The organism is Pseudomonas thivervalensis (assembly GCF_001269655.1).
Classification (GTDB): Bacteria; Pseudomonadota; Gammaproteobacteria; order Pseudomonadales; family Pseudomonadaceae; genus Aquipseudomonas; species Aquipseudomonas thivervalensis.
Genome location: NZ_LHVE01000009.1, coordinates 123360 through 143650, shown reverse-complemented (window position 1 = coordinate 143650; position 20291 = coordinate 123360). Strand labels below are relative to the sequence as shown.

Below are 20291 nucleotides of genomic sequence, written 5' to 3'. Positions count from 1 at the left end.
GTGCTCGGCGGCGATCGCTCGTGCAGATGGCTGGCTTCGGTCGGCACGGCGTTCTGTTCAGCCCCCAGCGGAAGTCGAACAAAGAAGCACGAACCCCGTCCGGGCTCGCTGTCGACACCGACTTCGCCCCCCATCAGTTCGGCCAGATCCTTGACCAGGGCCAGACCAATGCCTGTGCCGCTGTAATGGCGCGTGGCGGAATTGTCGATCTGGGAAAAACGCTGGAACAGCAGCGGCAGTTTGTCAGGCGCAATGCCAATCCCCGAATCCTGTACCGCGAGTTCAAATCGCTCGCCATCCATTGGCGTCACGGCCAGGTGCACGGTGCCGCCTGCGGGCGTGAACTTGATGGCATTGCTCACCAGGTTGAGAAGAATCTTCTCGAAGTGTCGGGGGTCCAGAAACACCGTGCCGAGCGCGGGATCGATGCTACAGGTCAAGGTGCAACCTTTGCCTTCGGCCACCATGGCGGCATCCTCGGCCAGCACCCCTACCGCCTTGTTCAAGTCAACTGGCGCTGGGCACAACTCAAACTTGCCCGCTTCGGCCTTGGAAAAATCGAGAATGTCGTTCACCCGGTTCATCAAGCGCAGCGCATTGCGTTGGGCGCGTTCGATTTGCACGTGCCAGTCCGCCGGCGGGGTGGCCGCCGTCGAGAGCTGCTCCAGAGGGGCAAGAATGAGGGTCAGCGGCGTGCGCAGTTCGTGGCTGACCGTGGCCACGAAATCGCTCTTGGCCTGGTTAGCTGTCTCGGCCTGGTTGCGCGCCTGAATGAGTTCGACGGCCTGTGCCTCCAGCACTTCGGTCTGTTGGTGCAGCGTCTCGGTCCGTTCGGCGACCATTCTCTCCAAGGAAGCCTGGACTTGCTGTCGTTCGGCCTCGGCCTCGGCCTCCAGCACCCGGATGCGCAGGGCATTCTCCTGAAACACCCGTACGGCGCGGGTCATGATGCCAATCTCGTCGCCGCGTCCGGCGCTGGCGATCTCGGCGTTCAGGTCACCGGCGGCCAGCCGGCGCATGACCGAGGCCAAGGCCACGATGGGTTGCGCGACAAATCGCGACGTGCTCCAGGCGATGGCGCCGGCCAGCAGAATGGCGACGGTGCCCGCAAGTATCGTCGCAAGCATGCTGCGATCGTTGTGGGTCAAGGCGTCGGAACGTGCTTGGCCAGCGAAGCGCGCCACCAACAGGCCGGCGCTGCGTGCCTCGTCGCGAACCTGATCGCGCGCGCCACTCAAAGCGTTGCTCGCCTGATGGAACCTGGCGAAAGCCGCCCGGTAACCGGCAATCTGATCGCCGACAGTCAGGGGCGTAGCCTTGGCTTGCAGCCCCACGGACGAAGGCAGAACGCGAGACAGGCGGGAAAGCTCGTCCAGGATAACGCTGACCGAGCTGGCAATCTCGACCGACGGCGACAGGCGAAACGACAAGGTCTGCGCCTCCAGGGTGGCAACACGCTCGGCGAAACGCTTGGACAACGCGGCGGCATTTTGCAGCAAACCGGTTGCTGCCTGAATGTCGCTTGCGTCATGGGCAACCTGCCCCTCCACGTCACCCAGCATTATCTCGAGGCGCTCGACCGCATCCCCGACGGCGGCGAGATGCCGCAAAGCCTCGCCTCCCCGGAGCTTGGGCGCCTCACCAAGATGCTCGACCGCCAGGCTGGCAGCAGCGAGCGCCGTCGCCAACTGGTCCAGGGCCTCTCTCTCCAGTGGCGCTCCCATCAGCTCGCGCAACTGCTCGGCCACCGGCTGGAGTGCCGCGCCGGCATTGCGCGCCGCAGTGGCGGCCGCCCCGTCACCGGTCACCAGCATCCTGGCCACATTGGTGGTGATGATTCGTTCGCCGTTGCGCAGGATATCCAGGATGCGATGAGCGCTTTCGATGTTGCTCGCCCGCGTCTCGTGCTCAGCGGCGCGGGACTCAAGCCCCTTCAATCCATCGGCAATGCCCTGTTCGACCAGGATGGTCGCCTCTCGCATCCGGCCGTAGTGGGCTGTCATGTTCTCCGTTTCACCGTCCATGGTCAGGCTCGCCGCCCGCAAGGCGGCGATCGCCGCAGCGAGCCGTTCCAGACTGCCCTTGAGCGATTGCGCCTCGGCCACCGGAATGGCGGTGAGACCGGCGATAGCCGTCGCCACCATGCCTTCGGCCTGGGACAGGCTTTCCTGGTCGCGGGTGGCGATGAAGTTTTCCACCCGTCCGGTGGCCCCGTTGACCGAGGCCAGGATTTCCGCGGAATGGCTGGCGGAATCCACCGCACGTTCCATGCCGCGCAGGCCGTAGAGGTTCACCAGCGACACCGCCAGCATCAGGAACACCAGCGCAGCGACCGCCAGGCCAATCCTGACGGCAATGGGCCTGTCTGTGGCGAGTTGGAATGTCGCCATGGCGCCTCTCCGCTTCCCGTCCGCCACTACTGCTTGGTAATTTCCGGCAATGGCGTCGGCACCGCCGTATTGTTGATGGCCGCGTCGATCATCGCCGCAACGGAAGCCTGGCTGTAGAAAGGATTGGCAGCACCGCCCACCGGCATCGTGGCGAGCCAGGCGTCCAGGTCTTTCCCATCGATACGCACCAACGGCACTTCGACGAACTTCGGCACCTGCTTGCCCGCCAGGATCTGCTGGGCTACCCAGAAACCCACCTGGGAGACGCTCGGAGAGGCGGAGACCGAGACGGTCTCGTAGCCATTGGCATCGCGTTCCTGTTTCCACAGGGCGAGTTCGTCCTGACGGTTCCCCATCACGATGATCGGCAATGGGCGTCCCGCCGCCTTGAACGCCATGGCTGCACCATAGCCGTCGCCCCCTTGAGTCGCGACGGCATCAATGCCGGGCAGCGACGGCAGCGCCAGCGCCACTTCCTTGCGCGCCACAGAAGCCGTCCAGTTCCCGTACACAGTCTTGGCGAATTTGAGGCCCGGATAGTCGCCGGCAGCCTTGCGAATGCCGTCGCTGATGTTTTTATCGGTGGCATCGCCGGCAATGCCACGGATTTCCAGCAGCGTCCCGTTCCCCTTGAGGCGCTCGGCGATGTAGTCGATCTCCACGCGCCCCATGGCGGACCAGTTGTAGTCCACGGTATAGACGCAACTTTCAGTGACCAGGCTGGCCATGACGACTACCACGATGCCAGCGTTGCAAGCGTCGCGGATCACCCCATTGAGGGCCGTGTCGGAAGCGGCCAGGATGACGATGGCGTTGACGCCCTTGACGATCAAGTCCTGGATATGGGCCGCTTGTTCCGACGCGGAGTTATTGGCGCTGACCACCGGAGCCTCGCGGATCAAGCCATTTTTTTGCGCCTGGACCGCAATCTCCTGCCAATTGCGCACCATCACTTTGCGAAAATCGCTGCCCGCGTAGGAGTTGCTGAAGGCAATGCTATAGCTTGCGGTAGGGCCGCCGGCGATGCCGCCGTCGGCCGCTTGGGCTGGATGGGTGGCAACCATCGCCAGCCCGACCACGCAGCCGGCGAAGCGCCACAACATTTTATGGATCGGTCTAGTGTTCATGCCGCTCTCCATCGTGCTTGGGGTTTTACAGCCCAATGATCAAAATGCGTCGATGGAGATGGCGTGACAGACCGCTCATTCGGCCATTCCAATAATGGAACCGGGCAGGAAAAACCAGACACATACAGACTCCTTCCTTGAGCAGCCGATAATTGAAACCAACACATTGCTGCAGTGGCAATGAGCATAGTCTCAACATGCCCGCTCCGCGCGGCCATGGGGAATTTTAGCCAACTGGGCGATCCACACGCTCACAGCGACTACGGCACCGGGGGGATGCGCGCGCAGATCGACGGCACCGCCGAGGAACAGACCGCCGTCGTCGAAGAGATCAACCAGAGGGGGCTGAATAAAAAACACCCGCATCGAAACTTAGGGTGTGAGCGGTACTACTCCCCTCCGCGCCTTTGGTAGCAGGCGCTATTGTAGCGTTGACACTGTTATTGAGCCCTCGCAATACTTCCCGCCGCAAAACCAGCCACGCTGATGTTTTTCGTACATATCTATGGCGCAGTCAAAAAGATCCAGCCTATTACCGAAACACTGGAAATCGGTTTCTGGATGATCCTCTTCGTACTCAATATCCTGTTCTACCCCAGCACCAGCATCACGTTGTAAACCTACACGCCGGGGTGAACTACAACGCCATGCACCACAGAGTGTGGGGACTAGCAATTGACGTGTCGCCAGACGGTCATGGACAGACACGTCAACACATCCAGAAGGACCTCTTTTCAACGACGCTTGGCTTTAGCCAGATCCGCGATCAGAAAATCCCTGAACGCAGAAACTGCCGCCGGTAAATTGCGGCCCGCCATGCTTTGCAGTTCGATGCGCCGTGCCTGCATGCCTTCATCGAGGATCGGCACGCATTGCAGGGCCTTGTCCGCCACCTGCTTTTGCAAGGTCATTTCGCTGGCCAGGCTGATAACGCCCTCTTCGCGGACGAAGCTATAGAGCGCGGCCACGTAATTGGTGGTCAACACCGGGTCGAACAACAACCCCTGTACACCGCAACAGATGTCGAACAGCTGCCGTATCGTGGTATCGGCCTTGGGTAACGCAATGGGCCAGGGTTGTAACTCAGCGAGGCTGACCGCTTCACGGCCGGCCAAGGGATGGGAATTGGCGACCACGGCGAAAATCGCCCCGCTCAGGACATGTTCGACCTTGATTTCCTTTTGCGGCGTCAGGCTGAAGGTCATCGCCAGATCGGCTTCGCCGGAACGCACCTTCTCGGTCGCTTCGGCAGGCGCGCAGACTTCCAAGGTGAAATGAATGCCCTGGTACTCGCGCCTGAACGCGCTGATGCTCCTGGGCATGTATTCCAGTGCAAACCCTTCCGAGCAGGCAACGTGCACATGGCCCCGCTGCAAGCCATGCAGCTCGGTAATCTCCAGCACCACCTGCTCAGCCTCAAGCTGCGACTTGCGCGCATAGGCCGCCAGTCGCCCACCCGCCTCGCTGAGCACCATGCCTCGGGCACGACGCTCGAACAGGCTGGCATCCAGGGCCAACTCGAGCTTGGCAATTTGTCGGCTCACCGCTGACGCCGCGACATTCAAGCGCACCGAGGCTTCACTGATCGATCCGCATCGCGCGACTTCGAGAAAATAACGCAGTGCCGTGGACTGCACACCATACAGCTGCATCGGCGCCTCCAGGGAATTGCCTTTTCGGCAACGCAAGTATCGAAATTTTATTCTTGTGGCATTGATAGCCTTTCCCTACATTCGTGTCTAGACCAAAAACATTACCCGACCTCTTCATCCTCTTTTACGCATTTGCGATTCGCTGCCCTTTGATTCAACCACTCTCGCCAACGGAGACGACGGCATGGGCATCAAAGGTTTCGCCTGCAGCATTGCGCTGGCAGGCCTCATCAGCAGCTTTCCGGCGCATGCCGGTAAAGCCAACGACACCCTGGTTTACGCTTCCGACAGCGAGCCTGAAAACATCAGCCCCTATCACAACGATCTGCGCGAAGGGGTGATTCTCGGCCGGCTGATCTGGGACAACCTGATCTATCGCGATCCCAGCAGCGGCGCATACAAACCCATGTTGGCCACCCGCTGGACACAGGTCGACGACACCACCCTCGACTTCGAGCTGCGCAAAGGCGTCACATTTCACAACGGCGACGCCTTCACCGCCGACGACGTGGTGTTCACCCTCAACTACGTGGTGTCGCCCGAAGCGAAAGTCGTTACCGTGCAAAACGTAGACTGGATCAAGAGCGCCGAAAAAACCGGTGACTACAGCGTTCGCCTGCATTTGAAGAAACCTTTCCCTCCGGCACTGGAATACCTGTCCAACGCCGTTCCGATGTTTCCCAAGCAGTACTTCGAGAAGGTCGGCCTGGCCGAATTCAGCCGCAAGCCCATCGGGACCGGCCCGTATAAAGCCGTGTCGGTAGTGGCTGGCGAAGGCGTGAGCATGGAGATCAACAAGGACTACTTTCCGGACAGCCCACAGGGCAAGCCCCATATCGGCCACCTGAAATTCCGGGTGATTCCGGATGCGGAAACCCGCCTGGCCGAGTTGATGACCGACGGTGTCGACTGGACCTGGCGAGTGACCTCGGATCAGGCCGTCGACCTCAAAGGTATGCCGAACCTGACCGTGACCAGCGGCGAAACCATGCGCATCGGCTTCCTGATTCTCGATGCTCGGGGCACCTCTACTGAAAACTCGCCGATGAAGCACCTCAAGGTGCGCCAGGCCATCAACCATGCAATCAACCGCAATGCGCTGGCCACACAATTGGTCGGTGGCGAAGCCAAGCCCTTGCAGGTTGCCTGTTACCCAGGCCAATTCGGCTGCGATACCTCCGCGGCCACGGTCTACAACTATGACCCGGCCAAGGCCAAGGCGCTGCTCGCCGAGGCCGGTTACCCCAATGGCTTCGAGATAGAAATCTTCGCTTATCGCGACCGTGACTACGTCGAAGCCATCATCGGCAACCTGCGTGCCGTGGGCATCAACGCCAAGCTGCGCTACTTGAAGTACGCCGCCCTGCGCGATCAGCAACGTGGCGGCAAGGTGCCCATGTCGTTTCAGGCCTGGGGCTCGTTCTCGATCCTCGACACCTCGGCGTCGGCCGGCACCTGGTTCAAGGGCAACCCGGACGACAACATCAAGGACCCGCAGGTCCAGGGCTGGTTGCAGACCGCTGACAACGCCCTCGACCCGCAGGTGCGCAAGGACAACTACCGCAAGGCGTTGCAGCGCATCAGCGAACAGGCGTACTGGGCGCCGCTGTTCAACTACTCGATGAACTACGCCTACACCTCCGAATTGGCGTTCACGCCGTATCCGGATGAGCTGCCGCGTTTCGTTCAATCCAGCTGGAAGTAATCCGCCACCGGGCGGATTGATCGAAAGGCGCCGTGGCTCGCGGACTGACCCGCACCACGGCACCGTCCTCACACCTGTCATCCATTGGATATGAGGAAACTTGCCATGCTTGGATTTCTTCTGCGCCGTCTGGGCATCGCTATTTGCGTTGCCATTACCGTGTCGGTGATCAGCTTTTCTTTGTTGCACCTCTCCGGCGACCTGGCCACGGCCATTGGTGGACCGGAAGCCACCAGCGAACAGATCGAACAGATCCGCGTGCAATACGGCTTGAACAAGCCGCTACCGACCCAGTATTTCAACTGGCTGGGCGATTTGTTACGGCTGGACCTGGGCGACTCTTTCTTCTTTCAGGAATCAGTCTACAACCTCGTCGCCAGCCGCTTGCCGATTACCCTCGGGCTAGGTGCCATGGCGCTGGCTATCGCCTTGCTGGTGGCGATTCCGCTGGGGGTGCTGGCCGCGGTCAAACGCGACACCTGGATTGACCGACTGGCCTTGAGCATCGCGGTGCTGGGCCAGGCAATGCCGAGTTTCTGGTTCGCGCTGATGCTGATCGTGGTGTTCGCGGTGACCCTCAAGTGGCTACCGGTTTCCGGTAACTCGACGATGTTGCACTTCGTCATGCCGGCCATTGCCCTGGGCTACTACGCGACGCCGGCAATCATGCGCCTGACCCGTGCCGGCATGCTGGATGTGCTCAGTTCCGATTACATCCGCACCGCCCGCGCCAAGGGCCTGCGCCCTGCCCGCGTGTTGTTCAAGCACGCACTGCGCAACGCCTTGATTCCGGTCGTCGCACTGGCGGCGGTGGAGTTCGGCTTCATGCTCGGCGGCTCGGTGGTGATCGAAACCGTGTTCTCCCTGCAAGGTATCGGACAACTCGCCTGGGACGCCATCGCCCGTGACGACTTTCCGGTGGTACAGGCCGTGGTCCTGCTCATCGCGGTGATCTACATCATCCTCACCTTGCTGGCCGATGTGCTCAATGCACTGCTCGACCCGCGCATTCGCGTGCGCTAGGAGGCTTCCATGAGCACCCCCACTACCCTCGCAATCAATGACTACCTGCCACCTCCCAGCAGCCTGAGCCGAATCCTTGGCAAGAGCTTTCGTCATCGTGGTTTCGCCATCGGCGCGGCGTTATTGCTGATCATCTTCGCGGGAGCACTCTTCGCGCCATGGCTGGCCCCTTATGACCCTTATGCACAAGACGTGATGTTGCGCATGAAACCACCGGTATGGATGGCCAACGGCACCTGGGAATACGTCCTGGGCACCGACAAGCTGGGCCGTGATTACCTGTCACGGCTGCTCTACGGCGCCCGTATCTCACTGTTCATCGGCATTGCCGCGGCGCTTATTTCCGGGTTCATCGGCACCGTCATGGGGCTGTTGGCGGGTTATTACGGCGGCAAGGTCGACGCGTTTATCAGCTACCTGATCACCACTCGGCTGGCGATGCCGGTGGTGATGGTCGCGCTGGCCTCGGCCTCGCTGATGGGGGGCTCGCTGAAAGTGGTGATCGTGCTGCTCGGCTGCCTGCTCTGGGATCGCTTCGCGGTGGTGGTCAGGGCTTCGGTGCAACAGATTCGCGATGCTGAATATGTGGCGTCGGCCCAGGCGCTCGGGTGCTCGACCCTGCGCATTCTGCTCAGTGAAATCCTGCCCAATCTGGCCGGCGCGCTGATCGTCGTCGCGACCCTGGAAATGGCCCACGCGATCCTGCTGGAGTCGGCATTGTCATTCCTCGGGGTGGGCGTGCAGCCGCCGACGCCGTCCTGGGGTTTGATGATCTCGGAAGGCAAACCCTACATGTTCTTTTCCCCGTGGGTCATCGCCATTCCCGGCGTCGCCCTGATGATCCTGGTGCTGGGTATCAACCTGGTCGGCGATGGCCTGCGCGATCTGATCCTGCCCGATGGCCGTAACTGATAGACGGCCGTAACTAATAGAAGGTACCGAACATGGCACTACTCCATGTAGAAAACCTGCGCGTGGATATCCCCATGGGCAACAGCCCGACGCCGGATGACCTGCTGCATGCCGTGCGCGGCCTGAATTTTGAAGTCGAGCGCGGTGAAATGCTGTGCATCGTCGGCGAATCCGGCTGCGGTAAATCCCTGACGTCGCTGGCGCTGATGGACCTGTTGCCACGCAAGGCCCAACGCACGGCGTCTCGGCTGACGCTGGACGGTATCGACATGATCGGCCAGAGCGAACGGCACATGTGCGACCTGCGCGGCAACCGTCTGGCGATGATCTTCCAGGAACCGATGACCTCGCTGAACCCAGCCTACAGTATTGGCGATCAGCTCAGCGAAGTGCTGACCCGGCATCGCAAGGTGTCGCGCAAGGATGCCCTGGTTCGCGCCGGGCAGATGCTGGAGAAAGTTGGGATCAGCAATGCCACCGAACGCTTGCGGCAGTATCCGCATCAACTGTCTGGCGGTTTGCGCCAGCGGGTGATCATTGCCATGGCGTTGATGTGCGAACCTGACCTGATCATCGCCGATGAGCCAACCACCGCATTGGACGTGACCATTCAAGCGCAGATCCTGCGCTTGATTCGCGACATTCAGAAAGAACTCGGCCTGGCGGTGATCTTCATCACTCACGACCTGGGGCTGGTGGCACGGATCGCCGATCGGGTTGCCGTGATGTATGCCGGGGAAATCGTTGAAACCGCCCCTGCCCTGCAACTGTTCGAGAACCCGCAGCATCCGTACACCCGTGGTCTGCTGGCGAGTATTCCGATCCCTGGCCAGACCAAACCGGGAGCGGCGCTGGGTTCGATTCCAGGCCTGGTGCCAAGCCTGGTAGGCGAACAACAAGGGTGTGCGTTCCGCAATCGTTGCGGTCAGGCGATACCGGCCTGCGCGCAAGACGTCCCCGAAGTCGAACAGGACGGACACATGGCGCGCTGCCTGTTCGCCGCACCGGCCCCGGCTCCGATTCGCCTTCAGGAGCGCGCAAGGTCATGAAAAAAGACATCGCTTTGGAGCTGTGCGACATCCGCCGCGAGTTTCGGATCAACCAGGGCTTTTTCAAACCCGCCGCCACCCTGAAAGCCGTGGATGGCGTTTCCCTGCGTCTGATGCGTGGCGAGACCCTCGGTCTGGTCGGTGAGTCCGGTTGCGGAAAAAGTACCCTGGCAAAGCTACTGCTCGGTCTATTGCCGCCTACCAGCGGCGATGTGCTGGTCAATGGCAAGCATCTGGCGGCGACGGATCGCAAGGCAATGTCCCGGCACATCCAGCCGATATTCCAGGACCCGTATTCCTCGCTGAACCCACGCAAGACGCTGCGCGAAATCATTACCCTGCCGCTGATCGTGCATGACATCGACAGCCCCGCCGAGCGGCGCAAGAAGACCGAAGCGATGCTGGATGTGGTCGGCCTGCCCAAGCGCGTGATCGACAGCTACCCGAGCCAGTTGTCCGGCGGACAACGCCAGCGGGTCGCGATCGCGCGGGCGCTGATCATGCGTCCCGATGTGTTGATCTGCGACGAGCCCACGTCAGCACTGGATGTGTCGGTGCAGGCGCAGATTCTCAATCTGCTGCAAGACCTCAAGCGTGAATTTGGCCTGACCTATCTGCTGATCAGCCACAACCTCGCGGTCATCGAACACCTCGCCGACCGGGTGGCGGTGATGTACCTGGGGCGCATCGTCGAAGAACGCACACGTGAATCGTTGTTCGCCGAACCCGGTCATCCTTATACCCGTGCCTTGCTGGATTCGGTGCTCACGCCCGACCCGCGCCTGGGCATTCCCGATATCGGCTTGCATGGCACCTTTCCCAATCCGATGTCACCGCCGTCCGGTTGCGCGTTTCACCCGCGCTGCCCGAGCTGCTTCGCACCGTGCAAAACGGCCTACCCGGCCAATGATTCCATTATCGGCGGCAACGTGCGTTGCCACCTTCACGACAGTCCTGCCCAAACACTGGAGCTTGTCCACTCATGAGTCGCTCATTGGCCATCAGCAACACCACCGCGCAATTCGACAACGGTGCATTTTTCAATCTACTCGAACGCAGCGTCGCCTTGCACACCGAAAGCCAGGCAACGGACAGCCAGCCCGAGCTGTATCGCTACCTCAATGACTTCATCACCCCGCATGTCGAGGCGATGGGCTTCAGCGTCAAGATCTATGACAACCCGGTGGCAGAGCGTGGCCCCTTCATGATCGCCACACGCATCGAACATCCAGAACTGCCGACTGTGCTCAGCTACGGCCACGGTGATGTGGTGCGCGGCTATGAAGCCCAATGGCGTGAAGGCCTGTCCCCGTGGCAAGTCACTGTCGAAGGCGATCGCTGGTACGGCCGCGGCACGGCGGATAACAAAGGCCAGCACCTGATCAACCTGACCGCACTGGAGCAAACGCTCAAGGCGCGCGGCGGCAAGCTGGGCTTTAACGTCAAACTGTTGCTGGAAATGGGCGAAGAAGAAGGCTCGCCGGGCTTGAACGCGTTCTGTGCCGCCCACAGCGAAGAGCTCGCCGCGGATATTTTCATCGCCTCGGACGGCCCGCGCCTGGCGGCATCACGACCGACGATTTTTCTCGGTTCACGCGGGGTGTTCAACTTCGAGCTGGTCGTCAATTTGCGCGAAGGCGCCCATCACTCTGGCAACTGGGGCGGCTTGTTGGCCAACCCCGGCATCATTCTGGCCAATGCCATCGCCAGCATGGTCGATGAACAGGGCCGGGTGAAAGTGGCAGGCCTGCAGCCCGAGACATTGCCGGAGCCGGTTCGCCAGGCACTGGCTGATATTGAAGTGGGTGGTGGCCCGGGCGATCCGGAAATCGACGCCAACTGGGGCAACCCGCAGCTCTCATTGAGCGAAAAGGTGTTCGGCTGGAACACCCTCGACGTCATCGCCTTCAAGACCGGCAACCCGGACGCCCCCGTGCATGCGATCCCTGGCAAAGCCAATGCCCACTGCCATATCCGCTTCGTGGTGAACAGCGACTACACGACCTTCATCCCGGCGGTTCGTGCCCACCTGGATGCCCATGGCTTCAGTAATGTCGAGGTCAAACAAAGCCGCATCGATGTGATGCATGCCACTCGGCTGGACCCGCAAAGCCCGTGGGTCAATTGGGCACTCAGCTCACTGACACAGACCACCGGCAAAAAACCTGCGCTGCTGCCAAACCTCGGGGGCTCGCTGCCCAACGACGTGTTCGCGGACGTGCTCGGCCTGCCAACCTTGTGGGTGCCGCACTCGTACCCGGCCTGTTCGCAACATGCGCCGAACGAGCACTTGCTGGCACCGGTGGTCAAGGAAAGCCTGCAAATCATGGCCGGTCTGTTCTGGGACCTGGGCGACGATGCGGCACGCCTGACTGAGGAACATCACATGCGGGAGCAGGCGCAATGAGCGCCACGCCACAACAGGCGCTGGACTGGCTTGCCGGCCAGCGCCACGCCATGGAGTCGCTGCTACAACGTATCGTTGACACCGACTCCAACAGCTATGACAAGGCGGGCGTCGACGCGGTGGGGGCGCTGCTGGCGGCTGAACTGGAAGCCGACGGCATCCTGCTCAAGCGCATGCCGGTCGACGATTTTGGCGACGTGCTGCTCGCAGAAGTGCCAGGCGCACCTGGAAAGCCGGTGCTGTTGCTGGGCCATCGCGACACGGTGTTCCCCAAAGGCACCACCACGAGTCGCGGCTACAGCCGCGACGCCAACCTCGCCTATGGCCCCGGCGTCGCCGACATGAAAGGCGGCCTAGTGCTCAACTGCTTCGCGCTCAAGGCACTCAAGCGCGCCGGTGAGCTGCCCTATCCGGTGCAGGTTCTGTACACCGGTGACGAAGAAATCGGCTCCGGCAGCGCCAGGATCCATATCGAAAAAGCCGCCCGTGGCGCCCGTGCCGTACTCAATACCGAACCCGGCCGGGCCAGCGGCAACGTGGTCAGCGCACGCAAAGGGGGCGCCACGCTGATCATCGAAGTCTGCGGCCGCGCGGCGCATGCCGGGGTCAACCATGCCGACGGTGCCAGTGCCATCGAAGCCCTGGCGCGCAAGATCGTCAAGCTGCATGCCTTGACCGATTACGCGGCAGGCATTACGACCAATGTTGGCCTGATAGCCGGTGGCACCTCCAGCAACACCGTCGCGCCTAGCGCCTCCGCCCGGCTGGACGTGCGCTTCATTGAACTCGAGCACTGGGATCAGATTTTTACCGCGATCCTGGGCATCGTCGCGGAAGAAGAGCTGATCGGCACCCGCGCCATCCTCAAGGAAGCGACTACTTTCCTGCCGATGGAAGCCCGTCACAGCGAACGGCTGCTGCACATCTACCAACAAAAGGCATTGGCGCTGGGTTTCAGTGTGGAGGGCGAGTTCACCGGTGGTTGTGCTGACTCTGGATTCACTGCCAGCCTGGGCATTCCGACGCTGTGTGGGCTGGGGCCGGTGGGTGGCAAGGTTCATACCGAGCGTGAGTACCTGGAACTGGATACGCTGGTGCCTCGCGCTCTGGCGTTGGTGGCGACTATTCTGGCTGTTGGCTAGGGTAGTTGAAGCTTTTTTTGGGGGGGAAATCTATTCGCGTTTTTCCGGATGGGTGGTGTGTATATCCGTTTTTTTGGTAACGGCGGCTGGCGGTTCCGCTCTTACAGCGGCTCACTTTTGAAGAGCGCAAAAGTGAGCCGCTGTAAGAGCGGAACCATAAGCGGCCGTTACCGCAACAACGGATATACCCCCCCTATTGAAATCAAGCGTCCCAGGGGGCCACCGCGTCCACATCAATGGCGTACCGCTCAATGGCCTCAGCACACACACTGGCATCGAGGCGCCCCATGTGCACCAGTGCAGTCAGCGCACTCAAGACGATCTGGTAGCGGTCCACTTCGAAGAACCTGCGCAACTGGTCGCGGGTATCGCTGCGACCAAATCCATCGGTGCCAAGTACGGTGTAGCGGGCATCGAGATAACTGGCGATCAACTGCGGCAAGGCGCGAACGTAGTCCGTGCAGGCAATGATCGGCGCCGAGTCGTTGAGCGACGCCTGAACATGGCTGCATCGGGGAGATTGTCCAGGATGCAGTCGATTCCAGCGCTCCACTTCACGGGCATCACGGGCCAACTCGGTGAAGCTGGTCACGCTCCAGACCTGACTGTCGACCCCCCAATCGCTGGTCAGCAACTCGGCGGCGGCAATCACTTCGCGCAGGATGGCACCGGAACCCAACAACTGGACACGTCCACGCGCAGCCTCGACTTCATGCCGGGCGAACCGATACATGCCCTTGATAATCGCCTGTTCGACGCCTTCAGGAAGGTTGGGTTGCGGGTAGTTCTCGTTCATCAGGGTGACGTAATAAAACTCGTCCACCTGACGTTCCAGCATCTGGCGCATGCCGTGATCCAGGATCACCGCGAACTCACCGGCGAATGCCGGATCGTAAGCCCGGCAATTGGGGACCATCGCCGCCATCAGATGACTGTTGCCGTCCTGGTGCTGCAGACCTTCACCGCCCAATGTCGTGCGGCCGGCGGTGGCCCCGAGCAGAAAGCCACGGGCCCGTTGATCCGCCGCCGCCCAGATCAGGTCGCCGATGCGCTGGAAGCCGAACATCGAGTAGTAGATGTAGAACGGCAGCATCGGCAAGCCATGCACCGAATAGCTGGTCGCCGCCGCAACCCAGGAACTGATCGCCCCGGCCTCGCTGATGCCCTCTTCGAGAATCTGGCCGTCCAGCGCTTCTCGGTAGCTCAGGATCGAACCGATGTCTTCCGGCTCATATCGCTGTCCCACGCTGGAATAAATGCCGATCTGCTTGAACAGGCTGGCCATGCCGAACGTACGCGCTTCATCCGCCACGATCGGCACGATACGCGGGCCCAGTTGTTTGTCCCGCAGCAAACCACCGAGCATTCGAACGAACGCCATGGTGGTGGACATTTCCTTGCCGTCGGCGGCAATGGCAAACCCGCCATAGCTGCTGATATCAGGCACCGCCAATGATTCGGCGGTCGAAGGCCGCGATGGCATGTACCCGCCCAATGCACGCCGACGCTCATGCAGATAGCGCATTTCAGCACTGTCTTCATCGGGCTTGAAGAAGCTCAACGAGGCGGCCTGTTCATCGGTCAGCGGCAGGTTGAAACGGTTGCGGAAGGCGATCAGCGCCTCCCTGTCGAGCTTCTTCTGCTGGTGCACGGTCATCTTGCCCTGTCCGGCATCACCCATGCCGAAGCCCTTCTTGGTCTGCGCCAGAATCACGGTGGGCTTGTTGCCTTCGCGCAGTGCGCTTTGATAGGCGGCGAAGATCTTCACCATGTCGTGACCGCCCCGTTTCAGGCGGTCGATCTGCTCATCCGTCAGGCCGTGTGCCAGCTGGGCCAATGCCTCGTTCTGGCCAAAAAAATGTTCCCGGTTAAAGCACCCGTCTTTGGCCGCGAACGTCTGGAACTGCCCATCGACGGTGCTGGATAACGCCTTGACCAGCGCGCCCTCTGTATCGCGGGCAAACAAACTGTCCCAGTCGGCCCCCCAGACCAGTTTGATGACGTTCCATCCTGCACCACCAAACAACGCCTCCAACTCGTCGACGATGCGACCATTACCACGAACCGGCCCGTCCAGCCGTTGCAGGTTGCAATTGACCACCCAGACCAGGTTATCCAGCCCTTCCCGCGCGGCCACCGTCAGTGCCGACATGCTTTCCGGCTCATCCATTTCCCCGTCGCCAAACACGCCCCAGACGGTTCGACCCGAGGAGTCTTGCAGGCCACGATGTTCCAGGTAACGCATGAAACGCGCCTGGTAGATCGAGCTGATCGGACCAATGCCCATGGAGCCCGTCGGAAACTGCCAGAAGTCCGGCATCAACCAAGGATGCGGGTAACTCGACAACCCTCGGGCACCCTTGGCACGTGCGCCGATCTCTTGCCGGTAATGCAGCAGGTCCTTTTCTTCCAGGCGTCCCTCAAGGAACGCCCGCGCATAGACCCCGGGCGCCGAATGCGGCTGATAGAACACCAGATCGCCACCGCTACTGTCGGTCCGCGCTTTGAAAAAATGGTTGAAGCCCACTTCGAACAAATCCGCCGCGCTGGCATAACTGGCAATATGGCCGCCCAATTCACCATAGGCGAGGTTGGCCCTGGCAACCATGGCCAACGCATTCCAGCGCATGATCGAGGCCAGCCGTTCTTCGATGGCCAGGTCCCCTGGAAAAACCGGTTGGCGCTCAACACCGATGGTATTGATGTAAGGCGTGCCATGGCTGGGCCGCCAACCGATGTCCGAGGCGCTTGCCACAGTCACCAGCATGTCGAGAATCTGTTTGGCCTGAGCCGTGCCGCTATGGGCAATAACCGAGAGCAAGGCGTCCCGCCATTCAGCCACTTCTTGCGCATCTTCAATGGTCTGGCCCAGCAGTTGGGCATGAATATCGGACAGATCGTTCATGGGCTTATCCTGCAAATGTCGGGTGACGTTTCAAGGCGCGAATAGCTCAATCGGGCGAGTTTCTTGACCTGCTCTACCGCTTCAATCACGGAGCGCACGGCCCAGCTGCCTTGCCCTATCTGGTAGATGCACGGATTGCCAATGGAAAGATGGCTTAACAGAGATTCTTCAAGTTCACCGCAAACCAGAAAGCTGTAATCACACCCCGCGACGTGTACTTCAACGCACTTGTGCGCCCCCATATCCGAAGGCTCAACCTGTACCAGCGCGATATTGTCAAAACAGCTGAACCCGTGATGCATCAGGTCAATATGATCGCTGTCCATGGCAGACACGATGACCACGATACGTGTACCGTTCGAAGGCTCACGCATCCACTTCAGGGTTTTGGAACGACAGTCGGCAGATCGGCTCATGGGTGTGGCCTTTCTATTTGGATAAAAAATTCAGGCGTGAATGGCGATGACGTTTGCTAGCTGAAACAACGTTCCTGCAACCCGCTTTTTACCAGTGTCCGGGTCACCGATAAAATCTCTTCCACCTGTGTATCAATCGCTGCCTGGGAGGCTGCCTCTCCCAATTTGAGGACACGCAGCGGGTGTCCGCAGACTGATCCCAGCCAGGTGAGACGGGGTATTGGGGTGTCTTCGATATCCAGTAAAAAGCAGCCTTTGGATACGCCGCGCAACAGTTGGCTGGCCCGACAGGTGCTAGCCGGCACCGGCTCTATCGAGTGGGCCCCAAACTGCAGCCAGTCGTGCATGAATGCCCTGGATTGCTGGACCACCAGATAGGCAACCTGGTCCCAGTCGTCGATCGCCATGTGCAACGTGTCAATCATGTACTTGGGCAACGCGGCGCTGGTCACGATGACAACGCCGGTATCCGCCAGTGGTTCTTTCACCCAGATTGCAGACTGCGATAACGCATGCATGGTGGTACTCCCAGCGTGATTCCTGAGCCTGGCTGACGCAATTCCCTGTGGGAGCGAGCTTGCTCGCGACAGCGATTTGTCAGTTACCTCTGTAGGCGCTGAACCAACGCAATCGCGAACAAGCTCGCACCCACAGGGGCTCCCACGGATGACTCCAAAAGCAGCGCTACACTTAGCCGTTACGAAACAGGAAGCTGTAGGCGTTCAGCGCCGGCACCCCGCCCAAGTGCGCGTAAAGCACTTTCGAGCCTTCGGGGAATTCACCACGACGCACCATTTCAATCATGCCGTGCATCGATTTGCCTTCGTACACCGGATCAGTCAGCACGCCTTCAAGGCTGCCGCACAGTCGGATGGCTTCCAATGTGCCTTCGTTGGGCAAGCCATATTCCGGGTAGGCGAAGCGCGTATCGAGCACCACATCCTCTTCGGTAATCTCGCGCCCCAGGTCCACCAGCTCAGCCGTGTGGCGGGCGATGCGCAGGATCTGTGCCTTGGTCTGTTCCGGCTTGGCCGAAGCATCGATGCCAATCACATTCTTCGAGCGACCGTCAGCCGCGAAACCGACCACCATGCCCGCCTGCGTACTGCCGGTCACCGAGCAGACCACGATGTAGTCAAACTTGAAGCCCAGTTCCCTTTCCTGCTCCCGCACTTCTTCGGCAAAACCGACGAAACCGAGGCCGCCGTAGGGGTGCTCGGAACAACCCGCCGGGATCGGAAACGGTTTGCCGCCCTGCTCCACGACATCGCTCATGGCTTTTTCCCAACTTGGCCGAATGCCAATATCGAAGCCTGCTGCGTCAAGCCGTACATCAGCGCCCATGATTCGCGACATCTCGATGTTGCCTACCCGGTCATACACCGCGTCGGAATAGTTCACCCAGTTTTCCTGCACCAACACGCACTTCATGCCCAAGTGGGCAGCGACTGCGGCCACCTGGCGGGTCTGGTTCGACTGAATGCCACCGATGGAGACCAGCGTATCGCAGCCTTGCTCGATCGCTTCGGGAATGAGGTATTCGAGCTTGCGTGTCTTGTTCCCACCAAAGGCCAGGCCACTGTTGCAGTCTTCACGTTTGGCATACAGCTCGACCTTGCCCCCCAGATGTTTACTCAGGCGCTTCAAGGGCGTGATGGGCGAAGGACCGAAGGTCAACGGATAACGTTCAAAACGATTCAGGTTCATGACTCTGCTCCTTGATGTTGGATATCCAAGCGCCAGACCGAAAGGAAAAAGGGCCGTATTCCAGGCTCTTTCAGGAGGGCTTCGATGAGTTAAATATTAAGAAGAATTCAAAAAATATGTGTTGCAAGTTTCCATCGTTTGGAAAAACATAATTTTAATAAATCAGAATCAAACATACTTTTAATGTGTGGAATTCGACATGAAAGCAACAAATACTCACAAGAATCCAGGCACTACAGCCGCGGTGCCGCAGCCACTGGATCGAACCGACCGCGCCATTCTCAAGGCCCTGCAACGAGATGCCTCCATCTCCAATGTGGCGCTTGCAGAGAAGGTAAAACTGAGTGCCCCGGCTTGCCTCAGGCGCGTTGAACGGCTCAAGCAGGCCGGCCTGATCAAGGACATCGTCGCACTGCTGGACAACGAAGCGCTGGATGCGGGGATGGTGGTCTTGATCGGTGTAGTGCTGGACCGCTCCACACCGGAATCCTTCGCCGCATTCGAGGCGGCCGCACAAAAAGTGTCAGGCTGCATGGAATGCCATGTGGTGACGGGGGAGTTCGACTACTTCATGTTGCTGCGCACCAAGGACAGCAACAGCTTCAACCGGCTCCACGCGGAGCAATTGCTTTACCTGCCCGGGGTTCGCCAGATTCGCTCGTTCATGGGGTTGCGCCAGGTCTTGTCGACCACCCACATCCCCCTTTGAGGTTCACATCATGGGCGCATCAGCCATGGGTTTGGTACGGTGATAGGTGTGCCGTGAGCACGCATGATCGGTATGCAAGGGGGTCCCGGTTTTCCGCGCCCTGTTTAAACGCAATGGCCTACGGCGGAAGATGATGTCAACCTGCCTGTACATTTTTTGAGCGCCCGTTGAAACGCGCTGCCTACCTGGCATCGGCGCGGTTATCCACAGACATACTCACGGATTTCTTGGATAACTAGGTCGGAGTCATAGCGTCGCTTCTGCCGTGGCTGAGCCCTGGGGTCGATTGGTTGTCGCGTCAACCGTTTTGCTATGCCGCTTTTTTATCGGTCTGCTGTTCCCGATCCGTACTAAGGTTTATATCGCCCGCTGAAATCAGCGCGATTTCCTACACACTGCCACAGTGCGACATACAAGGATGGACAGTATGAATGCCAGATCGGACCCTGGCGGTGACGGCATCGCCCTGACACTGGGGGCCACCGATAGCGTCGACAGCGTGGCCTACGCCTACGGACATGCGCGTTCGACACTCTGGGAGCATCCACGCAATGCCGACCTGCGCCGTCAACACCCGGACGGGACGGTGCTTGCGACGGGCGATCAGTTGTTCGTCCCCCCGCGCATGGCAGCGACCTTCGAACAGAACGCCACCGGGCAGAGACACACCTTCCGCGTGCTGAACACGCCTGCCCTGCTCAGGTTCCGTCCTTATGCCCTTGCCGGACAAGGCCTGGCGCGCCACTTCGAAGTCCTGCGTGGCGACACGCTGCTGGGGAGTGGCACGGCCGAAGCGAACGGCGATATCGTCTGGCCGCTGGAGCCAACGGCCGATGACATCACCGTTCGCGTAGCCTTTGACGGCTTCTTGCGCGACTACCACCTGAAGCTCCGCGCGCTCGACCCGATCAGCACCCTGAAGGGGGTGCAACAACGTCTACGTGGCCTCGGCTACTTCAACGGCGAATGCGATGGTCAGATAAATGAGGCGACCCGCGCGGCCATCGGTGCGTTCAAGATGCAGGCCGGATTGCCCGACGATGATGAGTTACTGAGCGATGCCGCACGCGCGACACTCCACGGCTACCACGGAGAGGCCTCCCTATGATCCGGGTTCATAAAACGCCAACGGCCCCTCCCGCACTAC

The 20291-nt window shown here is 60.3% G+C and carries 16 protein-coding genes and 1 pseudogene; 10 read left to right on the top strand and 7 right to left on the bottom strand.

Translation table 11 applies throughout. The features are described from left to right. Positions 1-77: 77 nt before the first annotated feature. Together AD659_RS30485 and AD659_RS13000 are read right to left on the bottom strand one after the other, a co-directional pair. A pseudogene (locus tag AD659_RS30485) lies at positions 78-1127 on the bottom strand (sensor histidine kinase); the annotation flags it as partial. A 1289-nt stretch (positions 1128-2416) separates the two neighbouring features. Continuing rightward, positions 2417-3517: an ABC transporter substrate-binding protein gene (locus AD659_RS13000; RefSeq protein WP_153044015.1), complete on the bottom strand. Its 1101-nt coding sequence runs from the start codon at positions 3515-3517 to the stop codon at positions 2417-2419. Between the two features lie 486 nt (positions 3518-4003). Here AD659_RS13000 and AD659_RS30370 point away from each other — a divergent pair, with 486 nt between their 5' ends. Next, the gene (locus tag AD659_RS30370; RefSeq protein WP_269457822.1) at positions 4004-4135 is read left to right on the top strand and encodes a hypothetical protein; all 132 of its coding nucleotides are present in this window, start codon (positions 4004-4006) and stop codon (positions 4133-4135) included. 116 nt (positions 4136-4251) lie between these two features. On the opposite strand, the gene AD659_RS12990 is transcribed toward AD659_RS30370, so the two are convergent. Continuing rightward, positions 4252-5169 (bottom strand): LysR family transcriptional regulator, encoded by a 918-nt coding sequence (locus tag AD659_RS12990; protein WP_053121780.1) that lies wholly within the window; start codon positions 5167-5169, stop codon positions 4252-4254. Positions 5170-5353: 184 nt separating this feature from the next. Between AD659_RS12990 and AD659_RS12985 the strand changes: the two genes are divergently transcribed. The 7 genes from AD659_RS12985 (at position 5354) to AD659_RS12955 (ending at position 13407) form a co-directional block, all read left to right on the top strand. Then, positions 5354-6874 (top strand): ABC transporter substrate-binding protein, encoded by a 1521-nt coding sequence (locus tag AD659_RS12985; RefSeq protein WP_053121777.1) that lies wholly within the window; start codon positions 5354-5356, stop codon positions 6872-6874. Between the two features lie 105 nt (positions 6875-6979). Continuing rightward, positions 6980-7897 carry an ABC transporter permease gene (locus tag AD659_RS12980; protein WP_053121775.1) on the top strand — a complete coding sequence of 306 codons (918 nt, stop codon included), beginning with the start codon at positions 6980-6982 and terminating at the stop codon, positions 7895-7897. A gap of 9 nt (positions 7898-7906) precedes the next feature. Beyond that, a complete protein-coding gene (locus tag AD659_RS12975; RefSeq protein WP_053121773.1) occupies positions 7907-8809 on the top strand; it encodes an ABC transporter permease in 903 nt (300 codons plus the stop codon). Positions 8810-8841: 32 nt separating this feature from the next. Beyond that, positions 8842-9858: an ABC transporter ATP-binding protein gene (locus AD659_RS12970; RefSeq protein WP_053121772.1), complete on the top strand. Its 1017-nt coding sequence runs from the start codon at positions 8842-8844 to the stop codon at positions 9856-9858. Beyond that, positions 9855-10844, top strand: coding sequence for an ABC transporter ATP-binding protein (locus AD659_RS12965; RefSeq protein ID WP_053121769.1), 990 nt, complete (start codon positions 9855-9857; stop codon positions 10842-10844). The genes AD659_RS12970 and AD659_RS12965 overlap by 4 nt, the downstream gene beginning before the upstream one ends. Next, positions 10841-12265 carry a M20 family metallopeptidase gene (locus tag AD659_RS12960; RefSeq protein ID WP_053121767.1) on the top strand — a complete coding sequence of 475 codons (1425 nt, stop codon included), beginning with the start codon at positions 10841-10843 and terminating at the stop codon, positions 12263-12265. Before AD659_RS12965 ends, AD659_RS12960 begins: the two co-directional genes overlap by 4 nt. Continuing rightward, positions 12262-13407 carry a M20 family metallopeptidase gene (locus tag AD659_RS12955; protein ID WP_053121766.1) on the top strand — a complete coding sequence of 382 codons (1146 nt, stop codon included), beginning with the start codon at positions 12262-12264 and terminating at the stop codon, positions 13405-13407. The genes AD659_RS12960 and AD659_RS12955 overlap by 4 nt, the downstream gene beginning before the upstream one ends. Positions 13408-13609: 202 nt before the next feature. On the opposite strand, the gene mdeB is transcribed toward AD659_RS12955, so the two are convergent. From mdeB to AD659_RS12935, 4 genes are all read right to left on the bottom strand, one after another. Further along, the gene (gene mdeB / locus AD659_RS12950; protein WP_053121764.1) at positions 13610-16312 is read right to left on the bottom strand and encodes an alpha-ketoglutarate dehydrogenase; all 2703 of its coding nucleotides are present in this window, start codon (positions 16310-16312) and stop codon (positions 13610-13612) included. Then, positions 16309-16728 (bottom strand): hypothetical protein, encoded by a 420-nt coding sequence (locus AD659_RS12945; RefSeq protein ID WP_053121762.1) that lies wholly within the window; start codon positions 16726-16728, stop codon positions 16309-16311. Before AD659_RS12945 ends, mdeB begins: the two co-directional genes overlap by 4 nt. A gap of 56 nt (positions 16729-16784) precedes the next feature. Further along, positions 16785-17246, bottom strand: coding sequence for a hypothetical protein (locus AD659_RS12940; protein ID WP_053121760.1), 462 nt, complete (start codon positions 17244-17246; stop codon positions 16785-16787). 172 nt (positions 17247-17418) lie between these two features. Next, complete coding sequence (locus tag AD659_RS12935; protein WP_053121758.1) at positions 17419-18435, bottom strand: 1-aminocyclopropane-1-carboxylate deaminase; 1017 nt, start codon at positions 18433-18435, stop codon at positions 17419-17421. A gap of 199 nt (positions 18436-18634) precedes the next feature. On the opposite strand from AD659_RS12935, the gene AD659_RS12930 reads away from it, so the two are divergent. Both AD659_RS12930 and AD659_RS12925 read left to right on the top strand, forming a co-directional pair. Next, entirely contained in the window at positions 18635-19144 is a 510-nt protein-coding gene (locus tag AD659_RS12930) for an Lrp/AsnC family transcriptional regulator (RefSeq protein ID WP_053121756.1), read from the top strand. 427 nt (positions 19145-19571) lie between these two features. After that, positions 19572-20252: a peptidoglycan-binding domain-containing protein gene (locus AD659_RS12925; RefSeq protein ID WP_053121754.1), complete on the top strand. Its 681-nt coding sequence runs from the start codon at positions 19572-19574 to the stop codon at positions 20250-20252. Positions 20253-20291 lie beyond the last annotated feature (39 nt).

Bases quoted from the DNA above. Each gene is read 5' to 3' on its own strand.
- AD659_RS12945 (WP_053121762.1), bottom strand. From the start codon at position 16,728: ATGAGCCGATCTGCCGACTGTCGTTCCAAAACCCTGAAGTGGATGCGT.
- AD659_RS12960 (WP_053121767.1), top strand. From the start codon at position 10,841: ATGAGTCGCTCATTGGCCATCAGCAACACCACCGCGCAATTCGACAAC.
- AD659_RS12965 (WP_053121769.1), top strand. From the start codon at position 9,855: ATGAAAAAAGACATCGCTTTGGAGCTGTGCGACATCCGCCGCGAGTTT.
- AD659_RS12940 (WP_053121760.1), bottom strand. From the start codon at position 17,246: ATGCATGCGTTATCGCAGTCTGCAATCTGGGTGAAAGAACCACTGGCG.
- AD659_RS12985 (WP_053121777.1), top strand. From the start codon at position 5,354: ATGGGCATCAAAGGTTTCGCCTGCAGCATTGCGCTGGCAGGCCTCATC.
- AD659_RS30370 (WP_269457822.1), top strand. From the start codon at position 4,004: ATGTTTTTCGTACATATCTATGGCGCAGTCAAAAAGATCCAGCCTATT.
- AD659_RS13000 (WP_153044015.1), bottom strand. From the start codon at position 3,517: ATGAACACTAGACCGATCCATAAAATGTTGTGGCGCTTCGCCGGCTGC.
- AD659_RS12975 (WP_053121773.1), top strand. From the start codon at position 7,907: ATGAGCACCCCCACTACCCTCGCAATCAATGACTACCTGCCACCTCCC.
- AD659_RS12935 (WP_053121758.1), bottom strand. From the start codon at position 18,435: ATGAACCTGAATCGTTTTGAACGTTATCCGTTGACCTTCGGTCCTTCG.
- mdeB (WP_053121764.1), bottom strand. From the start codon at position 16,312: ATGAACGATCTGTCCGATATTCATGCCCAACTGCTGGGCCAGACCATT.
- AD659_RS12990 (WP_053121780.1), bottom strand. From the start codon at position 5,169: ATGCAGCTGTATGGTGTGCAGTCCACGGCACTGCGTTATTTTCTCGAA.
- AD659_RS12980 (WP_053121775.1), top strand. From the start codon at position 6,980: ATGCTTGGATTTCTTCTGCGCCGTCTGGGCATCGCTATTTGCGTTGCC.
- AD659_RS12955 (WP_053121766.1), top strand. From the start codon at position 12,262: ATGAGCGCCACGCCACAACAGGCGCTGGACTGGCTTGCCGGCCAGCGC.
- AD659_RS12925 (WP_053121754.1), top strand. From the start codon at position 19,572: ATGAATGCCAGATCGGACCCTGGCGGTGACGGCATCGCCCTGACACTG.
- AD659_RS12970 (WP_053121772.1), top strand. From the start codon at position 8,842: ATGGCACTACTCCATGTAGAAAACCTGCGCGTGGATATCCCCATGGGC.
- AD659_RS12930 (WP_053121756.1), top strand. From the start codon at position 18,635: ATGAAAGCAACAAATACTCACAAGAATCCAGGCACTACAGCCGCGGTG.